Origin of the sequence: uncultured Maricaulis sp. (genome assembly GCF_963976135.1) — a bacterium.
GTDB lineage: Bacteria > Pseudomonadota > Alphaproteobacteria > Caulobacterales > Maricaulaceae > Maricaulis.
In genome coordinates, this window is record NZ_CAXBKN010000063.1 from 1 (window position 1) to 17,590 (window position 17,590).

Consider the following 17,590-nt stretch of genomic DNA (forward strand, 5'->3'; position numbering starts at 1 on the left):
GTCGCCGATTTGAGCGCCTCTTCGGCCTCCTTGTGCGCGCTTTCCGCTTGAACGAATTGAGCCTCAAGCTCCTTGATCCGAACGTCCCGAGCGCCCAGCGTTGCTATGGCAGATTTGAGCGCCTTCTCGGCTTCGACCCGGCTCGTCTTTGCGGCTTCCTTGTGCGCGCTTTCCGCTTGAACGAATTGAGCCTCAAGCTCCTTGATCCGAACGTCCCGCGCCGCCCTTGCCTCAATAGCCGATTCGACCGCCTTCTCAGCTTCGGACAGCTTGACCTCAAGCTGATGATTCAACAAATGCTGGGCGTCGAGTTGCAGGCGCAACGGATTCGACCGCAAGACCAGTTTCGGCCAATCAGGGTCCGAAAGGTCCGATTGGACCTCTTCGAGCCCCAGACTTTGTGCCAGCTCGCGCAAACTCGCCAGGTCGCTCCCGGTCTCGAACAGGCTTGAAGCGGTGCACCGCAACTCAATTGTATCAATTGTGGAATGCAGATCTTCGGTCGGCCAGGCCCGCAATATATCGGCCTCCATCCCAGTCGCGTGAAGTATGACGCGGGCAGGACCAGAAAGCGCCCCGGTCTTCTCCAACAACCGACCCGGCGACAATGTAGGGACCACCATACGATTGAGGAGGCGCAAGCCCGGATAAATGCTCTTTGCCGCCTCAGCGGAACAAAGGCCATCCAGTGCGCGGATGTTGAAGGTCTTCAACTCCGCCTCGCCGACCGCGCCAGTGAGCGCTGCCGCAATGACCAATGTCCGCGGATCATTCCCGCAACGGCGCTCGAGGGCCGCAGCACGGTCGGGTTCAGGCTCAACCAGAATGATGCGTTCAGCATCGCCTGCAAGATACCCGTCAAGCTCAACTCCGTCGCCTGCGCCAATATGAATGATGGTGCGGTGATGATTACCTGTCTGCGCTTGGATCATATCAATCGATCTTCTTACTGCTGGCACCACCGAACATCTCTTTCATAGCGCGCAGAGGTTTCGTCAGCTTCCATGAAGAAGAGTGCAAAATTTCATCGCGCTGCGCCTCCACTGCGGACACGTGCTGAGCAAGGGCCGCGCAACGGTCTTTCCCGACGCGCAGTTCTGAATGAAGCTGCTCTATTTGCTCGGAAAGCGTACGCTCTCGATCTGCCTGTGCGCCGCGGCCCAGCAGCTCCTCCCGCAATCGCCCGATCTGATCATGCAACCGCGCTTGCGACGATTCCGCAGCGGTGAGCGCTTCACATTGCTGTTCCAGATTGGACAAGACTTGTTGATTCTGCTCGTAGACAGCATCGATATCAACCATCACCTCCGCGCGCGCCCAGGGCAGACTGCTTGCGTCGAGTTCGAGGCCAAGTGATTGAGCCTTCGGTGAGTCCGCCAGAAGCTGCCGCGCGAGCACCCGATAGAATCCATCTGCCGCCAAACCATCATCAACGACCGGAGCGCCCCCAATGGAAAGTGCAACCATTTCCTGAAGCAGGTTCAAGTCCTCATTCGTGCCATGAAGGAAGTGGCGGTTCCGCACCAAAAAAATCCGCCGGCGCGACTGACTGCGAATTTGCAGCATTTGGGCCGTTTCAGAGCTCCAGTCGGTCAGGACCTGGCTTGGGCTCAGTCCTGCAACCATGGCCGAGACCAACTGCTCTTCCGCCTCGCAATAAACGACGACGGCACTACGCCCGCCTTCCACGGCCGAAGCCAAGGCCGAGGGTGTGAATTGGCGAGGAACCTCGTTCAATGCACGCCCCATCCGCGCTGACACCGCTGCGCGATCCACACCCGAGAGACAGAATACCGCGGGAGCAATATCGGCGCTCAACATGTCAGACGCTCGATCAACCATCTGAGCATTCGTCGGCCGTGCCCGGCTGCGCTCAGCGTGAACAGGTGAGCTTTGCGGGACGCTTGGCCGATTTCGGCCACGCTGAATCTGATCGCCATGCCTCCCGGGCTGAACTTCTGGCTCGATTGTCTCATTCCGGCTACTTGGCCCACGAGCCTCTTTGTCTATGGGAGCGGAGCCGCTGACAGACCTATGATCCCGGCCGGACTTGGGTAGCCCACCACCGCCGGAAGCCGCGGCGCCCGATACGATCTGACGGAGCGTGTCGCGCAAGGTCTCCAAATTATTGTTTTCGAAAACGAAATTTCGGGCCTCTTCGCCGAGAGCCTGGCGGCGCTCAGGGGATTTGATTAGAGACAGAATGGCTGTTTCAAGCGCTTCGTCACTCGCAAGATCGACAACAACACCAAGATTGTTGCGTTTGAGATGTTCGATAGTCGCTGCCTCGGATGGACCATGCGCCAAAAGCACCGCCCCTGACGCCAGGCACTCCGGCAATTTATTGGCCATGGAGTAGCGCACGTAACGCATGGTGGCTTCATCAAAATTATACGCAATTACAACAACATCAGCTTCACGCAACCACTTCCGATACGCCTCGGGCGGGCGAGACACGTCAGAGATCGTCGTGAATTCGAAGGAGGTGAATTCGTCCTTGGCCTCGCGCAACCACCATGGCTGCGTGCTGATCTCCAACGACACCGCATGCCCGGCCTGCCCGAGACGCTCTATCGCCCTGGCCAGCCGCAGAACGCTTGTGAGTTGCATATTCGCCGCCAGACCGCCGGCGTAGCGAATCCGCAAACTCCGATCAACAGAGCGCTCACGCGCCGGCCAGTCGCTGGCGTGAACGCCATTCGCCAACGGCAGAAATGGGACTCCGTACCGCGTCTTGAATTCCCGGGACATTGCCTCCGAAATAGACAGCCTCACCTGCGCATGCTCCAGCAAGATCGGAAGGTCTCGATCGAACATACGCGACTGGTCGGGATCCCGCGCAGCCAAGTCGCGCGGCCAATCATCCATGACCCAGATGATGATCGGCTTGTTGAGCGTCTGCAGCAGCTGCATTGCCAAGGCGTGCAGCCAAGGCACGTCCGGGACGGGGCGGTAGAGGACAGCATCTGCACCAAAGCCGTGGGCGGCCTCTCGCGCATCTTCTGCGGAGCAAGGTTCGCACTTATAGCCGCCGTCTCTATCCGGCCGGACAAGCGCGAAACCGTCCTTGCCGTGCCGCGCAATTTGCAGCAGCCGGTCGCTCGGCCAGCCGCCGAGAAGGTTTGCCTTGATTTCCCCCGTTGCCGTCCCGTTCGCAAACGGCGTCATGTCAAGCACCAACAGACGCGAATAGCGACCCGCATCAACTAAAGCCGACATTTCCTCCGGAGATCGTGCGTGAGGGAAAATCTCGTGAAATTTCCGCCGCTCAAACACCTCAAGCTGGCCGCCAATTCCGGAATTATAGATCGTTTGACCCGTCCCCTGCAGGACGCGGCGAGCCTCGCTATAGGCTTCGACCATCTTGTCGACCTGAGGATCATGCCAACGATATCCCTTGCCAAAATAGTCGGGGTCGAAATGGTTCGGATCGTCGGATTGCATGTCCAGCACACCAACGCCGTAATCCTTGCTCTCCTTGGCATCACTAGGAAGCGAATAACTGGCGTCCACCCCAATCAGATGAATTTCTTCGAACCCGAGGTAAGCTGCGATCTGCATCATCGAGAATGTTACCGTGCAGCCGGTATATGTGATCTTGTCGGCTTCAGTGGAGAAGTCGAAGCCATGCGGGTAGCTCTTTCGGGGACGGTGATTGTAGAAAATCGTGTCCTCTGAGGCTTCAAACATATACCCAAGATAAGCAGGGAACAGCTTTATTGGACCTTTAAATTCATTGATGAATTTTACCCGGTCCTCGGCGACCAGATGGTCCTCGACCAAATAGAAAGTAGGCGTCCAATCAAGCTCTTTTGCCTTGAGAAAGAACCCATTGACCGCAAACGTGACCTCGTCTTTGAGGACCGACAGGTCGGTTTCATTCAGGCTGGGGCCATTGCCAATCAAAAAGCAGCGTTTCTTACCTCGGAACTGTTCGCGCAAAGCTCGAAGCCGCGGCCGGTATACAGCGTCCAGGTCCTGTCGATATATTTGAACGACATGGGGTAACGTTCGGACCTTCTCTTCCAAAGGAATTTTGTCGGTTGGCAGATATATCGGCGCACGGCTCGGCAACTGGGCCAGTATAGCTTCGTATTCTTCTTCTAGCGTGTTTCTGTCAGTAGCTGGCGTCGTCATGTCAGTTCCCAATAATCGCATCAACATGGCTCTCGAACGAGATTGCACCACAACAAGAGACAAGGTTCATATTATGTATGGCGAGAGCAAACATCATTCTTTTCCCACCCCATTCTGACTTCGCGCCCCGCAGCGCCGGGCGCTGAGCCCGACGGCAGAGATAATGGCGGCAAGCTAGCGGGATACGGAGCTCAATTCCTCAGTGCGCCCGAACCACACGCCTCACACAGACCATTATTTCCCCGAAACTCGCAATTGAGTGTGTAGCTGTCGACTCAGTCACGCATGAATCTTTGGTCCATCGTAAGCGAGCTCACAAAATTCACAAGCTGGGGAAGGTCGCGATTGCCCCCGTCCAGGGCGAGGCAGGCCGATGGGAGGATCCCCCATTGATTTCGCCCGGGGGACGCAACCAGCCAGACTCTCCCCCAGCAATCCTGCAGGGTCGGCGTGGGGATACCCCTGCCGCCTGGACGCAAGCAGGAAACCGTGCCGCACCCGACACCAATCCTCATGAACCCGTCAGCACCCGCCGATGGGACAAAATCGAGACCGTTTCGCATTCCCGCCCCTCAGCGTTGAAGACGACAATGCCTCCGGGTGTCGAGGATCTACGCGGATGCACGGCCCTGAAGTGTTCTCGATAACCGCGAATTAACGGCGCAGTTCATCGCCATGCGCAAGGAACCACTCATAGGTCTCACGCAAGCCGTCCAGCAATGATATCCGCGCACGCCAGCCCATCCGCTCCAGACGCGAGACATCCATCAATTTGCGCATGGTTCCGTCTGGCTTGCTGATGTCCTGGGTGATGCGGCCCCGATAGGATGTGACATCCGCCACCATGTGAGCCAGTTCGCCGATAGAGACGTCGCTCCCGGTCCCGACATTGATGTGACTGAGCATCGGCCTGGTATTGGCGTCATAGACAGGCTTCGGCAGATCGAGCACGAACAGGCTCGCCTCAGCCATGTCATCGACGTGCAGGAATTCGCGCATCGGCTTGCCCGACCCCCAGACGACGACCTCGGGGTCTCCACGCTCCGCAGCCTCATGGAAGCGGCGGATGAGAGCGGGCAGGACATGGGAGTTCTCGGGGTGGAAATTATCGCCGGGCCCGTAAAGATTCGTCGGCATCACCGAGCGATAATCCCGCCCGTGCTGGCGATTAAAGCTCTCGCACAATTTGATCCCGGCAATCTTGGCAACGGCATAAGGCTCATTGGTCGGTTCCAGCACACCGGTCAGCAAGGCATCCTCGGCCATAGGCTGCTCGGCCGCTCGCGGGTAGATACATGAGGAGCCGAGAAAGAGAAGTTGCTGCACGCCGGCATCATGGGCATGGCGGATCACATTCGACTGAATCATCAGATTGTCGTAGATGAAATCCGCCGGATAAGTATTGTTGGCGTGGATTCCGCCGACCTTCGCAGCAGCAAGAATCACCGCATCCGGCGCCTCGTCCTGCATGAATTCCCGGACGGCTGCCTGGTTGGTCAGATCCAGCTCAGACGAGGTGCGGGTGATGAGATTGATCGCCTCACCGGCATCCCGTCGAGCTTCAAGCTGCCGTAGAATGGCGCCCCCGACCATTCCACGATGTCCCGCAATATAAATGCTTCGCATATCGAATTTCCCTCAATGCACCTCGCCGGAAATCGCAAACAGTGAGCCCGTCTGCACTTCACCGGCGACGCCAGCCATGCGCTCCGGTCCAATTCCGGCAATTGAACCAAACCTCAATATTGGTTCCATTGCCCGCGCGCCAATCGGGCGCCTAGGATTCGAGGCTCACCGGCAATTCGAGACCATGTGACTTCAACAGGGCATGGCGGCGAGCGACCTTGAGGTCCTCGGCAACCATTTCGGCGCACATTTCGCGCGCGGTGATTTCAGGAACCCAGCCCAGTTTCGCCTTGGCCTTCGAAGGATCGCCCAAAAGCGTCTCCACTTCCGCCGGACGGAAATAGCGTGGATCGACTCGCATGATGACCTGGCCCTCGCGCATCATCGGGGCCCGATCGCCCTCGACTTTGGCGACCGTCGCGACTTCCGCTTCGCCCTTGCCCGTAAACTCAAGCGTAATGCCGAGATCGGCTGCAGCCCAGGTGATGAATTCGCGCACGGAATACTGGACGCCGGTGGCGATGACGAAGTCCTCGGCGACATCCTGCTGGAGCATCATCCACTGCATGCGGACATAGTCCTTGGCGTGGCCCCAATCGCGCAGGCTGTCGATATTGCCCATATAGAGGCAGTCTTCCAGACCCATGGCAATATTGGCCAAGCCCCGGGTAATCTTTCGGGTCACAAAGGTCTCGCCACGGCGCGGGCTCTCATGATTGAAGAGAATGCCGTTGCAGGCATACATTCCGTAGGCCTCGCGGTAATTGACGGCAATCCAGTAGGCGTACATTTTTGCCACTGCATAGGGGCTGCGCGGATGGAAAGGCGTGGTTTCGCTCTGGGGCGTCTCCTGCACCAGACCGTAGAGTTCCGAGGTCGAGGCCTGGTAGAAACGGGTCTTGTTTTCCAGCTTCAGAAACCGCATCGCCTCGAGCAGGCGAAGCGCGCCCATTGCATCGACATCAGCCGTGTATTCCGGCGCTTCGAAGCTGACAGCGACATGCGACTGTGCCCCGAGATTATAGACCTCGTCGGGCTGGACCTCGGACAGGATGCGCGTGAGATTCGAGCTGTCCGTCAGATCGCCATAGTGAAGCTTGAACTGGGTATTGTCCGTATGGGGATCGCTATAGATATGATCCACTCTCTGCGTGTTGAAGAGTGAGGCCCGGCGCTTGATCCCGTGAACCTCATAGCCCTTTTCCAGAAGGAACTCGGCGAGATATGAACCGTCCTGGCCGGTCACCCCGGTGATCAACGCTCTCTTCGACATGGTCCCCACGCTTCCCTGAATTGTATAAAAATGACGCCGCCCCTCGGAGAGGAGGCCGCTTCCTAGCTGAAGCTGGCATCAAAGTGAATGACCACCAGCAATGGCTGGCCAAACTCCTTGCAGCATTGGGGCCATCACAACACCCCGGAGAAGATTTGATTGAGTCGCAACCCAGGCGATGAAATCGAAACTTGCTGGCGAATCCCTGGAGCGACCAACGACCCTACCGCCCTCGCAAACGCTTCATCAGGCCGATGAAAAAATTACTCCATGAATTTGCCGAAATGCTTGCAGCCTCCGATTGGGCCTGCAGTGCAGCGGCCTCGGCGTGGGCGAGCGCAACTTCGAGCTCCGCTGCGGCTCTCGCATCGCGATCCACCTGCCGGCGCGCCATTTCCTCGTCATAGGCAGCAGCGACCGCTTCGACTTCGCCTTCGGCACGAATTGTCCCGTAGTCGAGCCAGATGGCCCGGTTACATGTCGTTTCCATCAGGCTGCGGCTATGCGAGGCCAGAATCAGAATCCCGGCCTGGTCGACAAAGGTGCGCATGCGGTCGGTCGCCTTGCGGCGGAATGCAGTGTCGCCGGCCGAAAGCCACTCATCGAGGATGAGCACGTCCGGCTTGAACGCCGTCGCGATAGCGAAATTCAAGCGCATGCGCATCCCGGCCGAATAGGTCTCCACCGGAAGGTCCAGAAAATCGCCAAGCCCGGAGAAGGCCGCGATCTCCGCCCGCTTGGCCTCGACCGCTTCGCGCGTCTGACCGACCGCGAGGCCGCGCAGCGTGATATTCTTGTGTCCTGTCGCTTCCAGATTCATGCCGAGATTGATGTTGACTACACTGGTCGTACGCCCCTCAATCACCACTTCCCCGGCATCCGGCGTATAAATCCCGGCCAGGACCTGCAATAATGAGGTCTTGCCTGACCCGTTCTCGCCAATGATCGCGACGCGATCGCCGCTGACGGCCTCGAAGCTGACATCACATAGAGCCCGCACACCAATCACGGAACCATCGCCGCGGCGGATCAGGGTTTCATTGCGGCCGCCGCCATGGTCCGCGACCTCCGAACCGGTCGGTACGGCTGGCGCACCGCCCTGCGAGGGCGCACGCTGGTAGAGTGGGTAATTGAGAAAGAGGTTGCGGACAGAAACGTAAGACATGACGGCCCTCCCCTAAACCCAATAGGGAAGCCGGCGACGCATGTGCGTGCCGGCGAGTGTTGCTGCGACCCACAGGGCAAGCGTCACGCCAAGGACGACCGCCCAGCTGATCAGCCGCGGCGTGTCGCCCAGCAGTGGCGCACGAAAGATCTCGATATAATGCGTCAGCGGATTCAGGTCCGCGACGAGGGCGCGGGCACCTGTCTGCTCTTCATGCACCCACAGGATCGGCGTCAGGAAGATCAGGATGCGCGTGACGGAGCCGATCAAATGCGTGATGTCCCGAAACCGGGCAGCGACCAGACCCAGAAGATATTGCGCCGCGACAGCGTTGACCAGGTAGATGGCAAGCGCAGGAAGGCAAAGGAATGCGGTCATTTCCGGGCGCCAGCCAAAGGCAATGATCGCCGCCAGCGCAACCGCCATATTGAGCACGAAAGTGAAGAGCGATCGGAAAATGCTCCTGTAGACATGGATGGAAAGCGGCATGGAGACGCTTTTTATCCATGTCGAGGATTGCACGAACACCGTGCAGCCATCCTGAATATTCGCCATTAGAAACATGAAGGCCGCATAGCCAACCGCGACATAGGTGACGAATTCTGACGGACTCGCCCGGGTGAAGGCACCAAAGAAAAATGTCACCGCCAGCACAAAGGTGGCGTAGGACAGCACGATCCACAGAAGTCCGAGCACACTGCGCCGATAGCGCTGGCGCATATCGTCCATGGCAAAAGTGCGCCAGACATTGACCATGGAGGCGCCCAGAACAATATCCGCAAAAAAAGACGCGGCCCTTTTGCGACCTGAGCGGGTCACCACTGGCTGGAGGGCGGAACCTTGTGCGGACATTCGGGGCTCTGACGGGCGCTCTCACCAACGCGGAGTAGGAAAGACTTTACCTTGGTGAGTGTGAGACTCCCAAGCATCCTCTTCAGTCACCACGACGCTCCGACCGGGTCAAGCGACGGGCTGCACAATGCCCCGGCTTTGCCCTTTTCTATGTTGGCGAATGCGATAGAACCCTGAACAGCACTTGGCACGCAGGGGAGCGAATATGGACGCCTCAATCGTCATCCGGACCTATAATGAGGGCAAATGGCTTGGCCGGGCGCTCGAGGCCTGCGCCACCCAGGAGGCGGAAGGCTTGCAGTATGAGGTTGTGATCGTCGATTCCGGTTCGACCGATGACACGCTTCAGATCGCTGAAAAATACGGCTGCCGGATCACTCATATCAAGAAATCCGACTTCACTTTCGGGCGCTCCCTGAATGTGGGCTGCGATTTCGCCCAAGGTCGCTTCCTCGTCTTCATTTCAGGCCATTGCATTCCGGCAAGCGATCAATGGCTGGCCAATCTGGTGCGGCCACTGGATGAAGGGAAATGCGCCTTCGCCTATGGCCGGCAGATGGGCGAGCCGGGCGTGACCAAGTTCTCCGAGGAACAGCTATTCAAGAAGTACTTCCCTGAACATAGTGCGATCCCTCAAGAGGGATTTTTCTGCAATAATGCCAATTCGGCTGTGCCGAAAGCGGTTTGGGAGCAATACAAGTTCGACGAGGAAGTCACCGGCCTGGAAGACATGGTGCTGGGCAAGCAACTGGCCGCCGACGGTGAATTCATCGGCTATGTGGCAGACGCGCCGGTCATTCACCTGCACGATGAAAGCTGGTCACAAATCAAGACACGGTATGAGCGCGAGGCCGTTGCCTTGCAGGGCATCATGCCGGAGGTCCATATCCGGGCCGGCGACTTTCTTCGCTACACCGCCGCCGGCATTCTGTTCGACTGGAGCGAGTCCCTGAGCCAGCGCGCATTCTGGCGCGAGGCCGGGAGCATATTCATGTTCAGGCTGATGCAGTATTGGGGCTCGTACAAGGGCAATAATGATCACCGCAAACTCTCCCAGGATCGCAAGGACCGGTATTTCTATCCACGCTGATCCGGGCATTTCGTCAAAAAATCGGAAGGTCGAAGGAAATTTCAATGTCGCAAGACCATAAATTCGTAGCACTTTTGCCGATGAAGGCGCACAGCGCGCGCGTGAAGTCGAAGAATTTCCGCGAGTTTGCCGGCAAACCGTTATTCCGCTGGATTCTCGACACCTTGCTGTCGGTTGAAGCGGTCGAAAAAGTGATCATCAACACCGATGCACGCCAGATTCTGTCTGACCACGGTCTGAATGATGGCGATGCCGACGGTCGCGTCATGATCCGGGACCGCAAGCCGGAAATCTGCGGTGACCTTGTCTCGATGAATCTGGTCCTCGCCGACGATATCGCGAATGTGATGTCCCGGAGCTATCTGATGACGCACACGACCAATCCGCTGCTTTCGGCGAACGCCATTCGCGGCGCGATGGCGAAATATGACGAGGAAACCGGGGCGGGCCGCGCCGACAGCCTGTTCGCGGTCAACAAGATCCAGACCCGATTTTATCGCGCTGACATGTCGCCGGTAAATCACGATCCTGACAACCTGATCCGGACCCAGGATCTGGAGCCATGGTATGAGGAAAACTCCAACCTCTACATTTTCAACCGGCCCAGCTTCGCGCGAACGGCAGCGCGTATCGGTGCAAAGCCGGCCATGTATGAAACACCGCCACTGGAATCGATCGACATCGACAATGCCGATCAGTGGGCGCTGGCCGAAGCCGTGGCGCTTCATACCATGAAAGCGGAGGTGTAGCCCGTGCGTGTCCTTGTCACCTGCCCGCCCATGCTCGGCATGATCGACGAATTCCGTTCGGATTTTGCCGCCAAGAATGTGGAGCTCGATGCGCCCAAAGTCGTCCAGACCATGACCGAGGACGAGCTTTGCGAGCGACTGCCCGAATTTGACGGCTGGATCATCGGCGATGACCCGGCGAGTGCACGTGTACTGGAGGCCGGCGCAAGCGGGCGGCTGAAGGCAATCGTGAAATGGGGCGTCGGCGTCGACAATGTCGATTTCGAGGCCGCGAAGCGCCTCGGGCTACCCGCTATCAATACGCCTGGCGTTTTCGGCCGCGAAGTTGCGGACGTGGCGATGAATTATGTTGGAGGCCTGGCGCGCGAAACCTTCCGTATCGACCGGGAAATCCGCGCCGACAAGAGCTGGCCAAAACCGCGCGGCATTTCGCTGGCCGGACGCAAGGCCGGCCTGATCGGCTTTGGTGATATCGGCCGGAATACCGCAAGGCGATTGCTCGCCGCCGAGCTCGACGTGATTGTCTATGATCCATTCTACCAGCCCGTCGAAGGCCTGAACGTCACACCGATGAGCTGGCCGGAAGGCGTCGAGGATTGTGACTTTCTGGTCTTCACGGCGCCATTGAACGCCGCGACGCGCCACATGTTCAACGAGGATGTCCTCGAGCGGGTGAAGCCCGGCCTGCGCCTCGTGAATGTCGGCCGCGGCCCGGTGGTCAAGGAGTCTGCCCTGCTTGCAGGCCTCGCCGATGGCCGGATTCACTCCGTTGCGCTCGACGTGTTCGAGATCGAGCCGCTTCAGGCGGATAGTCCGTTGCGCCAGTATGATCGTTGCATTTTCGGCTCCCATAACGGGTCGAATACTGAAGATGCCGTCCGCCGGGTGAGCCGGCAGGCCATCGGCCATCTATTCGAGTTTCTGGGTGTGAAATAATGGCCAAAGGGCAGCGGGCAGTCTGCATCACGGGTGTTGCCGGCGGCATCGGAGCCGCGCTGGGCGCGGCTTACCGCAAGGCCGGCTGGCGCGTGATCGGCTCCGGCCGGCAGGCTCCCGATCCGGGGATTTGCGATGTCTTCGTCGAGGCCGATCTCGACCGGCTGGCCGAAAATGACCAGGCCCTGGAAGAATTCGCTGCCGAAGTCCGGGCCGGGCTGGACGGTGCAGCGCTGGCGGCACTGATCAACAATGCCGCGGTGCAAATTCTCGCACCGGCCGACAAGCTGACCGCACAGGACTGGCGGCGCACCCTGAATGTCAATCTGACGGCGCCCTTCCGGCTCAGCCAGGTCTTCCTGCCAGAGCTTGAAGACGCCGGCGGCGCCATCCTCAATATTGGCAGCGTCCACGCCCAGGCGACCAAGCCGGGCTTCACCGCCTATGCCACATCCAAGGCCGCCCTGCACGGCCTGACGCGCGCGCTGGCGGTCGATATGGGCAAGCGCGTCCGTGTCGTGTGCCTGGCACCGGCCGCCATCTCCACTCCCATGCTCATGGCCGGGTTCGAGGGGCGCGAAGAGGCCTTCAAATCACTGCAGGCCTGCCACCCGTCGGAACGGATCGGCGTGCCGGAGGAAGTGGCCGATGCGGCCCTCTTCCTGACTTCGCCCCAGGCCAGTTTTGTAACCGGATCCACCTTCTGGCTCGATGGCGGCGTGCTCGCCCGCCTGCATGACCCGGTCTAGGGCGCGGAGCAATCCATGACCCCTTGGCGAGTTTCCAACCCTGAAATTGTCTGGGACGCGGGCGCGGTGCTCGGTGAAAGCCCGGTATGGTCACCGCGTGAACGCGCCCTCTGGTGGGTTGATATCAAGGGACTGGCGCTGTTCCGGTATGAGCTTGAAACGGGTTTGCGCTCGGTCTGGCGTGCCGGCGAGCCGATCGGCTGTATCTCTGCACCGGACTCGACCGGACGCCTGCTCGCCGCCACGCGCTCGGGCTTTGCCTGGCTCACACCGGATGAGGACGGGGCTGTAAGCCGCACCGCGATTATTGCCCCCGAGCCCGATCTTCCCGGCAACCGTTTCAATGATGGCAAGCGGGCACCCGACGGCTCATTCTGGGCGGGAAGCATGGATGACGCCGAGACCGCGGACTCTGGCGCCTGGTGGCGTCTGGACGCCGCCTCGGGCGAGGCTACACGGCTCGCGACAGGCTATCGGGTGACAAATGGCCCGGCCTTCGACCCGTCGCGAAGCCGGGTCTATCTCACCGATAGCGCACGGCAGACCGTTTTCGTCGCCAACTGGATTGCGGGCGGCGGCTTCGATCAATTGCGGGTGTTCAGGCAATTTGGTGAGGGAGACGGTTATCCTGACGGGATGGAAGTCGATTCCGACGGGGCGCTCTGGATTGCTTTCTGGGATGGCGCCTGTCTGCGACGGTTCGATCCGGACGGTGCACTGATCCAAACCGTCGACCTCCCGGCCCGGCGCCCGACGAGTCTGGCCTTTGCGCCCGAGGCGAACCGGATCTTTATCACCACGGCCTCAATCGGCCTGACACCGGGCAAGGCCCAGGGCGCCTTGATCACGCTGTCGCTGGACTAGCCCCGCCCGGGGCGATCCGCTTGCGATCCGTCGCGCTCGACACGGTCTCTCAATTCTCGCAATTGGGCGTCGAGCGCATCCATCTCGAGCTCCAATTGCTGACGCGTCAGCTCGGCCTCGGCCTTGCCGCCCAGCGCAATCTTGAGCTCACTCATCAACGCCTTGATGATCCGGCGGGTCTTGATGGCGATGGCCGCGGTGAATGCCAAGGATAGCCCACCGACACTGACCAGCGCCGCCCAGATGCGCGCCTGCGGCACGAGGATCGCAAAGACCAGCACGGCAACAATACTCAGCCCTGCCCCGGCCAGGAAACGCCAGTTGCTTCTAAGACTTGGCGCCCATTGCTGAATCCGGCGCTGCAGGGCGCTGGTCGGCACCGCAGCCGGAATGGTGCGCTCATCAATGGCGGCGCGGGCGGCTGATTGGGTGGTGGCGGCACGCGCGGCCTTGTCATGTGTCGGGTCGAACAGCGACGCCAGATCGACCCGGTCATAGACGTCGAGATCGCCTCCGACGGTCGCATTACCTATGATCACGCCGCGCGATTCCAGGGCCCGGCGGGCAATGGCAAAATGCTCGCGCATCAGCATCACGTTCGGGACATGCCATTTGCGGCCGGCGCCGAAATACTCCGGGGCAAAATGATTGGGATCATCGTCAAACTCGGAGGTCAGGCGTGGATCATCGGACGCAGCGCCGCCCTCGCGTCGCACCGTATCGGGCACCGAATAGCGCATGTCGCAGCCGACCAGATAGATTTCCGAAAATCCCATATAGGCCGCGAGCTGCAGCATGGTGATCGCCACGGTATGGGGCTGGATGACCCGACTGGCGGCGTCTGGCGAGAACATGGAATCCGGCAGGGCTTCGATACTGCCCGGCTCTTCATTGAAGAAATAGCGGTTCGGCCCATCCCCGATGAGCGAGCGTCCGGCCTGGCGTTTGCGCCCGCCGCCATGCTCCTGCACCTCCGCCGGGAAGAAGCCTGTCATCGACGGGTTCTCGCGCAACATCAGGTCGATATCCTGGGCCCGGTCCGGCAGTACCTGGGAGTCGACACAGGTATAGTAAGTCGGCTTCCAGCCGATCCGGTCGAAGAGCATGAAGGCGGCATTGCAGGCGAAGACGGTCTCGCCCTCCAGGAGCGACAGATCGGTCTCGTTGAGAGACGGGCCATTGCCCAGGATGAAACAGCGCTCCCCCGCATGCTTGTTCCTGAAGCCGGTCAGATCACTGATCGGTTCTGGCCGGGCGAGGCCAACCCCGAAGCGCGAACCGCCCGCCCCGATCCTGCCGGGAGCCGAGCGCCGCCGTACGGCATCCATGCGGATGATCGGGGGGTCGAGCGCACTCAGCTGCGGGTTCAGGGCCAGCCGCTCGTCTTCCGTCAGCTCGCGCGGCGTGTCCGGGATCAGGCCGCGGAAGGCATCGTGAAGCGCGGGGTCGATCAAGGTGAGTTCGCGCTTGAGGATCGTCTTCACCTCAGCCTTGTATCGGCGCAAATCGGTAACCGAGCGCTGTCCCGGCCGGATGCGGAAACACCCCAGCATACGATCGACCGAGTAGAGGTTTGCATGGCGAAAGAAACGCGCCCACAGGTCGAAATCATTGGCGACACGAAACTCGGTGTCGAGCTGGCCGCCGGCCTTCTCCCACAGGCTGCGCCGCCAGAATGTCGATTCCTGCTGGATCCAGAAATGGTCACCCGCCAGAAACCGCAAGCGCGACCAGGGCCGGACAGGGCCGACATATTCCAGGGCGCTGTCGGCATTCATGGTGCTCGGCCGGCCGGTGATCCATTCCACGTCCGGATAGGCCTCGAAAATCCGCGCGACCTGCGACAGGCAGCCCGGATGCAGGACATCATCGGAATTGATCCAGCCCATGATGTCACCGTGCGTGACAGCGAAGCCCTTGTTGAGCGCGTCGGCATGCCCGTCATCCGGCTCGCTGATGATCGCCGATGTGGCCTCGCGATATTGTTCGATGATCAGGCGTGAACCATCAGTGCTGGCACCATCGACAATGACAAAATCGAGCGCCGGATAGCGTTGCTTCACGACGGATTCGAGCGTCTCCCGGAGGAATTCCACACCATTATAATTCGGCGTCACCAGGCTGATCAGCGGCAATGTCTGGGCAGAATGGGTCACGGCGCACTCCAACGGCTGTGCAAGGTGTGAGCGATAAGCGCAAGGGTGGATTTCGTTGCCGGCCAGAGGCCCGCATTGCGGTTCACGAGGTTGAACACCTCGGTGAGCCGGGCCGGCGCCACATGCCCCGTCTTGGTGCCCTCACCCATATAGACCGCCGAAAGCGTATCGCCCAGACGTTCAAAACGGGCACCGTCGCGATAGAGCCTGACCCACAAATCCCAATCCATGACGTAATGCAGGTCGCCGTCTAGCCCGCCAACCTTCTCCACCGCGGCACGCCGCGCAAAGCAGGAAGGTTGTGAGATGATGTTCGAGCGCAGCAAGAGCGGCGATATATCCCCGACCTGGTCGTGTGTGCCGATACATCGCCCGGCAGCGTCGAGGAATTCCGATCCGCCATACACCACGTCCGGGCGCGGCTCGCGCCGGAAGACGGCGCTGACACGTTCGAGCGCGCCGGGCTCCAGCCGGTCATCACCATTGAGCCAGAAAACGATCTCGGCATCCGTATGACGCCAGCCCTCCTTGATCGCATCGGACTGACCGGCATCGGAACCGTGGCGGCGATACACGAAGTCGATCCCGCTCGCATCCGCGGCCGCGGCGACACGTGGGTCATTTGAGGCATCGAGCAAGGCCACCTGAAGCGGCGCATTCTGGGAGGCGAGGCTTTCCAGGGCGACCGGAAAGAAATCGTGCCAAGCACCGACCGGCACCGCCGCAGCAAAATTGACTGTTTCCGACATGGGAGGCGTTCTCGGCTCAGCGCCCCGGACCGGCTATCCTGATGGCTATAATTCCAGCATAACCTAAACGTCCTGCCCCATTTCGCAACCGTCAGGCACCGTTGGACGACCGGGACCATCAACGGTTTCCGGCGCTGCGACCATTGACCGGCATTCGCGCCGCAACAGCGTGCTGACGGTTGCGTTCGGGGGGCAATTGTCTAGACACAAATGAATCGTGCCGGAGGGTTGAATGCGTGTTCTCGTCGTAGGCGGTGCCGGATATATCGGCGCCCATGTGTGTAAGACATTGGCGGCACGGGGTGATGAGCCCATCGTTTTCGACAATTTGTCGAGTGGCCATGAAGATGCTGTTCGTTGGGGGCCGCTCGTGCGCGGCGACGTACGCTCACAGACAGACCTGGCGCACGCTTTCACCACGCACAAGCCGGATGCGGTGATGCATTTCGCGGCCAACATCGAAGTCGGCGAAGGCGAGCTGGCGCCGCTGCAATTCTGGGACAATAATGTCGGCGGCGTGGTCGCCCTCCTGCTGGCGATGCGCACGGCGAATTGTGACAAGCTTGTCTTTTCCTCCACCTGCGCGACCTATGGCCAGCCGGGCACGCTGCCGCTGACCGAGGCCGAACCGCAGGATCCGATCAATGTCTATGGCCGCACCAAGCTGACGGTTGAGCGCATGCTGGCCGATGTCTCACGCGCCGAAGGTCTTCGCTATGCGGCTCTGCGTTATTTCAATGCTGCCGGCGCCAGTCCGGACGGCGAGATCGGCGAGCGCCATGACCCGGAAACGCACCTGATCCCGAACGCCCTGAAGGCCGCGGCCGGGATTGGTGGCCCGATGCGCCTGTTTGGCGATGATTATGAAACCCGGGACGGCACCTGCCTGCGCGACTTCATTCATGTCATGGATCTGGCCCAGGCTCACCTGGCAGCCCTCGACCGCCTCTTCACCCACCCCGGCGGGCTGGCCTGCAATGTCGGCACCGGACAGGGCATTACCGTGCGTGAAGTACTCGAAGCGGTAGAAAGAGTGACCGGAAACCCCGTGCCACATGACATTCATCCGCGCCGCGCCGGCGATCCGCCAGAGCTGTATGCCGATATTTCGATGGCGCGCGAACTTCTGGGTTTCAAACCGCAATACGCCGATATCGAGACGATTGTGGACCATGCCTGGCAATTCCATCGCAAGGCATGGGGCCTCGCGGAAAGCCCGCTACAGGACTAGGAAACGAACCCCG

At 60.0% G+C, this 17,590-nt stretch carries 14 protein-coding genes; 6 read left to right on the forward strand and 8 right to left on the reverse strand.

Going from position 1 to position 17,590, the window contains the following annotated elements; all coding sequences use genetic code 11:
- The 6 genes from AAC023_RS09535 to AAC023_RS09560 form a co-directional block, all read right to left on the reverse strand.
- Positions 1 to 932 (reverse strand): hypothetical protein (locus tag AAC023_RS09535; protein ID WP_339740544.1); only part of this gene is annotated, 932 nt, incomplete at its 3' end.
- A 1-nt stretch (position 933) separates the two neighbouring features.
- Positions 934 to 4,137, reverse strand: a complete 3,204-nt coding sequence (locus AAC023_RS09540) for a 6-hydroxymethylpterin diphosphokinase MptE-like protein (RefSeq protein ID WP_339740545.1) — start codon at positions 4,135 to 4,137, stop codon at positions 934 to 936.
- 654 nt (positions 4,138 to 4,791) lie between these two features.
- Entirely contained in the window at positions 4,792 to 5,763 is a 972-nt protein-coding gene (locus tag AAC023_RS09545) for a GDP-L-fucose synthase (RefSeq protein WP_339740547.1), read from the reverse strand.
- Between the two features lie 151 nt (positions 5,764 to 5,914).
- Positions 5,915 to 7,036 (reverse strand): GDP-mannose 4,6-dehydratase, encoded by a 1,122-nt coding sequence (gene gmd / locus AAC023_RS09550; RefSeq protein ID WP_339740549.1) that lies wholly within the window; start codon positions 7,034 to 7,036, stop codon positions 5,915 to 5,917.
- Positions 7,037 to 7,259: 223 nt separating this feature from the next.
- Positions 7,260 to 8,201: an ABC transporter ATP-binding protein gene (locus AAC023_RS09555; protein ID WP_339740551.1), complete on the reverse strand. Its 942-nt coding sequence runs from the start codon at positions 8,199 to 8,201 to the stop codon at positions 7,260 to 7,262.
- 12 nt (positions 8,202 to 8,213) lie between these two features.
- Positions 8,214 to 8,957, reverse strand: a complete 744-nt coding sequence (locus AAC023_RS09560) for an ABC transporter permease (RefSeq protein WP_339740552.1) — start codon at positions 8,955 to 8,957, stop codon at positions 8,214 to 8,216.
- Between the two features lie 301 nt (positions 8,958 to 9,258).
- Between AAC023_RS09560 and AAC023_RS09565 the strand changes: the two genes are divergently transcribed.
- Genes AAC023_RS09565 through AAC023_RS09585 form a run of 5 tightly spaced genes read left to right on the forward strand, consistent with a single transcriptional unit; the run spans position 9,259 to position 13,441 of the window.
- Positions 9,259 to 10,143 carry a glycosyltransferase family A protein gene (locus tag AAC023_RS09565; RefSeq protein WP_339740554.1) on the forward strand — a complete coding sequence of 295 codons (885 nt, stop codon included), beginning with the start codon at positions 9,259 to 9,261 and terminating at the stop codon, positions 10,141 to 10,143.
- 44 nt (positions 10,144 to 10,187) lie between these two features.
- Complete coding sequence (locus AAC023_RS09570) at positions 10,188 to 10,892, forward strand: acylneuraminate cytidylyltransferase family protein (RefSeq protein ID WP_339740556.1); 705 nt, start codon at positions 10,188 to 10,190, stop codon at positions 10,890 to 10,892.
- A 3-nt stretch (positions 10,893 to 10,895) separates the two neighbouring features.
- A complete protein-coding gene (locus AAC023_RS09575) occupies positions 10,896 to 11,828 on the forward strand; it encodes a phosphoglycerate dehydrogenase (protein WP_339740558.1) in 933 nt (310 codons plus the stop codon).
- On the forward strand, positions 11,828 to 12,577 hold the full coding sequence (locus tag AAC023_RS09580; RefSeq protein ID WP_339740560.1) for an SDR family oxidoreductase: 750 nt from the start codon (positions 11,828 to 11,830) through the stop codon (positions 12,575 to 12,577). Before AAC023_RS09575 ends, AAC023_RS09580 begins: the two co-directional genes overlap by 1 nt.
- Before the next feature lie 15 nt (positions 12,578 to 12,592).
- Entirely contained in the window at positions 12,593 to 13,441 is an 849-nt protein-coding gene (locus tag AAC023_RS09585; RefSeq protein WP_339740562.1) for an SMP-30/gluconolactonase/LRE family protein, read from the forward strand.
- Here AAC023_RS09585 and AAC023_RS09590 read toward each other — a convergent pair.
- A complete protein-coding gene (locus AAC023_RS09590) occupies positions 13,438 to 15,597 on the reverse strand; it encodes a glycosyltransferase (RefSeq protein WP_339740564.1) in 2,160 nt (719 codons plus the stop codon). The two genes, AAC023_RS09585 and AAC023_RS09590, sit on opposite strands and share 4 nt — an antisense overlap.
- On the reverse strand, positions 15,594 to 16,346 hold the full coding sequence (locus tag AAC023_RS09595; protein ID WP_339740566.1) for a glycosyltransferase: 753 nt from the start codon (positions 16,344 to 16,346) through the stop codon (positions 15,594 to 15,596). The genes AAC023_RS09590 and AAC023_RS09595 overlap by 4 nt, the downstream gene beginning before the upstream one ends.
- 232 nt (positions 16,347 to 16,578) lie before the next feature.
- On the opposite strand from AAC023_RS09595, the gene galE reads away from it, so the two are divergent.
- Entirely contained in the window at positions 16,579 to 17,577 is a 999-nt protein-coding gene (gene galE, locus AAC023_RS09600) for a UDP-glucose 4-epimerase GalE (protein ID WP_339740568.1), read from the forward strand.
- Positions 17,578 to 17,590: the final 13 nt, after the last annotated feature.

Coding starts and splice junctions, on each gene's coding strand:
- AAC023_RS09565 (WP_339740554.1), top strand. CDS start 9,259: ATGGACGCCTCAATCGTCATCCGGACCTATAATGAGGGCAAATGGCTT.
- AAC023_RS09545 (WP_339740547.1), bottom strand. CDS start 5,763: ATGCGAAGCATTTATATTGCGGGACATCGTGGAATGGTCGGGGGCGCC.
- galE (WP_339740568.1), top strand. CDS start 16,579: ATGCGTGTTCTCGTCGTAGGCGGTGCCGGATATATCGGCGCCCATGTG.
- AAC023_RS09585 (WP_339740562.1), top strand. CDS start 12,593: ATGACCCCTTGGCGAGTTTCCAACCCTGAAATTGTCTGGGACGCGGGC.
- gmd (WP_339740549.1), bottom strand. CDS start 7,036: ATGTCGAAGAGAGCGTTGATCACCGGGGTGACCGGCCAGGACGGTTCA.
- AAC023_RS09570 (WP_339740556.1), top strand. CDS start 10,188: ATGTCGCAAGACCATAAATTCGTAGCACTTTTGCCGATGAAGGCGCAC.
- AAC023_RS09555 (WP_339740551.1), bottom strand. CDS start 8,201: ATGTCTTACGTTTCTGTCCGCAACCTCTTTCTCAATTACCCACTCTAC.
- AAC023_RS09560 (WP_339740552.1), bottom strand. CDS start 8,957: ATGGTCAATGTCTGGCGCACTTTTGCCATGGACGATATGCGCCAGCGC.
- AAC023_RS09580 (WP_339740560.1), top strand. CDS start 11,828: ATGGCCAAAGGGCAGCGGGCAGTCTGCATCACGGGTGTTGCCGGCGGC.
- AAC023_RS09540 (WP_339740545.1), bottom strand. CDS start 4,137: ATGACGACGCCAGCTACTGACAGAAACACGCTAGAAGAAGAATACGAA.
- AAC023_RS09595 (WP_339740566.1), bottom strand. CDS start 16,346: ATGTCGGAAACAGTCAATTTTGCTGCGGCGGTGCCGGTCGGTGCTTGG.